The sequence below is a fragment of the Planktothrix sp. FACHB-1355 genome (assembly GCF_014748295.1).
Taxonomy (GTDB): Bacteria; Cyanobacteriota; Cyanobacteriia; order Cyanobacteriales; family Aerosakkonemataceae; genus Aerosakkonema; species Aerosakkonema funiforme_A.
This window is the reverse complement of sequence record NZ_JACJUP010000746.1, coordinates 1-3,509: the sequence shown is the minus strand read 5'-3', so window position 1 is coordinate 3,509 and position 3,509 is coordinate 1. Positions and strand designations below refer to the sequence as shown.

Below are 3,509 nucleotides of genomic sequence, written 5' to 3'. Positions count from 1 at the left end.
TGTTGACTTTCTAGAGAATTTTCTTGCCGAAAAGGACTTTCAGCAGGCGTTTCAATCCACCCGTTACTAAAAAGAGGTGCATCCGTAATCCAAACAACTGATTGCGGTTTAATTGGCTGATTTTCTTGCAGGCGGTCTTGATTGACTTGGGCAAGATTTTGATATATAGTTAATTCAGCTTGTTGAATATCTGTATTGCGAACATTGGGATCGCGTTCTAGCGGTACAACTTGCAAAATTTTATCAATATCTTCTTTTTTACCGCTAAATTCAATCGGCGGCGGTAGGGGATTTGTGGTAGTGGCGAAAGGAACGACGTAAACAGAATCGCCGGGATGCAGGCTATCTTGGACAATCTGACGCAGGCGATTGCGACCTTCATCATTTAAGCCTACACTTTCTGTGAGGTCGATCGCGAGTACAACATCTCTCCCCCCATGCAGGCGAACGACCCATTCTAGACCTGATTTTTGTAAAGAAGTGAGAGGCTGCCCTGGGGTAACTTTGGTAGGTGGGGTCACGGTGAAAAAGATTATACCAGAAGCGTATATTTGAATATTGTATCTACTTCTAAGGAAATATGCGTTTTGGAGAGCGATCGACTAGGAATCTGTAAAGCATTTGTTATGAAGTTAATTTTGAAGGAATTTTTCCGGTTATCTTAACAATTTGATTTCACCTATATCTGGATTTTTTATATGTCGAAAAACACCTTTTTTATAGTTAGTGTCTAGATTTTGTTTGTCATTTAGCTTGCCTGTCAAAATAATGATAATAACAACCGATATAATCTTAGGGTGGTTTGCGCCAATAATACTAGAGGGCTTTTAAGCAATAATTAACTAACCTGCATTTACCCCTACCTTAACTCACAATCATACTCATCCTTAACAGAACAAAACTTATTTATAACATAGAAAAACATTTTTCACCATAAACCCGCAAGAATCGGTAAACTGTAGACGAGATTGAGAATTGTAGGGGGTCGTTGATGATAGCCGTTCAACAGGAGCTTAGTAGCAAACACGTTATTGATTTTAAGACTTGGAGTCTTGTGTCATGGCCAAGCGATCGCTCAAAGCATCACCGCTGGGAATTCAACAGGCTAAGCGAGCCTTTGCCCTCAAAGGGTGGACGCAGGAAAACCTGGCAGGGGAAGTAAATTTAAAGACTAGACAACCAATATGGCGATTTTTTACGGGTAAACCCGTCGATCGCCAAGTTTTTCTAAATATTTGTGCCATATTAGACTTAGATTGGCGAGAGATTGCGATCGATCCGCCAGTAGAATTTTCCGAACCGCGAGAGTTGACAGAAACTTCCGCCCCAAACATTGATACCCTGGTACAGCAAGTACGCTCACAACGGCGGGATAAAATTCAATACCAGTGCGGTATCTTGCAGCTATTAGACATTAATCGTCCGGTCAAAATTGATGATATCTATGTTGATGTCAATATTTTGCAAGAAATTGCCAGCCAACAGTGGTTTGATATCAGTAATTTGCCAAACTTAGGCCCAGCCGCATTCGATCGCATTGGTTTGGGAGAAATAAACCAAAAACAAATACCGGGGATGCAGGCAGTTGAAACATACTCCAAACTTCGAGTACTGGGTAAACCAGGTGTTGGCAAAACCACCTTTTTGAAGCATCTCGCCATTCAGTGTAACCGGGGCGAGTTTGCCGCCCATCAAGTGCCCATTTTCATCACCTTGAGAGATTTTGCCGAAGAATCCAGGGATAATGGCAACTTTCGCCTCTTAAATTACCTCCGTCAGGCGTTTATCAACTCTGGTATTTACAACCCATCTGCGATCGAAACCTTGCTGCAAGCTGGTAGAGTCCTATTATTGCTGGATGGGATGGATGAAGTACTCAACCAAGACAGCAGCGCAGTTCAACGAGAAATTCGCAAGTTTTCCGACAAATATCACAAAAATCAGTTTGTGGTATCCTGTCGCACCGCCGCCAAAAAGCTCCAGTTTCGAGGCTTTACCGATGTGGAAATTGCCCCCTTTACCCAAGATCAAATCGTTACCTTCGCCCAAAAATGGTTTGTGACATTCACTAAAACCAACCGTCAATCTGGGCAAGCACAATCGGTTCAGTTTATTGAAAAGTTGGACTTACCGGAAAATTGGCACTTTCGCCAGCTGATTGTCACGCCCCTATTTTTGCATCTAGCTTGTTGGGTGTTTCACGGACAAGATAAATTTCCCACCAAGCGGTCTGAGTTTTATAAGCAAGGACTGGATTTGCTTCTAGGCAAATGGGACGAAGCCAAAGGAGTGGAACGGGATAAGGTTTACCAAGGGTTTTTATTACCTCAAAAGCTGAGGTTGCTGAGCCAGTTGGCCGCAGTTACCTTTGAAAAAGGGCAATATTTTTTCGAGCAACGCATTATAGAGCAGTATATTGGGGACTATCTGCGGAATTTGTCCGAAATAAACCTGGAAGCAGAGGAACTGCAACTCGAAAGTGAAGCGGTACTAAAAGCGATCGAAACTCAACATGGGCTACTCACCGAACGGGCGAGAGGCATCTTTTCTTTCTCCTATCTAGTGTTTCACGAATACTTCACCGCCCGCCAAATCGTTGCCAGTCATAACCTGCAAGGATTAGAGCAAGCTTTGGGAGGACTCGTCAGCCATATCACAGACCCTCACTGGCGCGAAATCTTCCTCTTGACAGTTGCCATGCTGCGAAGTGCAGACTCTCTAGTACAATTGATGAAGCAACAAATTGATGGTTTAGTTGCTCAAGACCCTTATCTACAAGAATTTTTGCTCTGGGCTAGCCAAAAATCTCGCACCGTCCCAACTCAACCCAAAATTGCCACCACCAGAGCTTTTTACCTTGCCCTTGCCCAGTCACCTCATACAGCTGCTCAGTTTACTTTAGCCAGCACTCTCGACCAGGGTATGTTTTTAGATGCGGCGTTGGATAATTTGCTCCAGCAGTTGGCCAGCGAAGGCTCTCAAGAGTTAGCTTATACCAATGCTTGTAGCGAGGCAATTAACAATATTCTGGTGATGGTTCTCGATGCCGGATTCTATAAATCCCTGCAACAAATCAGGGATCGACTCCCACCTGCTTCTCAAAGCCGAGAACGGTTTCAGGACTGGTGGCAAGAACACTATTCCGCCTGGGTGGAACAGTTAAGGACAACGATCGTTAACTATCGAAATACTAGCCGCACCTGGGAGTTTAGCACCGAGCAACAACAAGTTCTACAACGCTACTACGATGCCAATCAACTGCTTCTCGATTGCCTGCATAGCAATTGCGAAGTCACGGCGGCGACTCGGCAGGAAATTGAAGCCACCTTATTGCTACCTCAGAACGAGCTTGAAGACAGAGAATGGCAGTAAACTACCCACACTAGCCTGAAAATTCTTGCCATTCCCGAAAAATACTTGCGTAGCTGCGTTTTAGGGCTAAATTGCCAATACGTAAGTGCTAGCGAAATCAGCTTTAGAACTAACAAGTTTCAGGATTGAATTATAGA

The 3,509-nt window shown here is 43.9% G+C and carries 2 protein-coding genes; one reads left to right on the top strand and one right to left on the bottom strand.

Annotated elements, in window-relative coordinates; translation table 11 throughout:
- Window positions 1-521: vWA domain-containing protein (locus tag H6S82_RS24175; protein WP_191056830.1), on the bottom strand; the 521-nt coding region annotated here is incomplete at its 3' end.
- 538 nt (window positions 522-1,059) lie between these two features.
- On the opposite strand from H6S82_RS24175, the gene H6S82_RS24170 reads away from it, so the two are divergent.
- On the top strand, window positions 1,060-3,372 hold the full coding sequence (locus H6S82_RS24170) for an NACHT domain-containing NTPase (protein ID WP_190461570.1): 2,313 nt from the start codon (window positions 1,060-1,062) through the stop codon (window positions 3,370-3,372).
- Window positions 3,373-3,509: the final 137 nt, after the last annotated feature.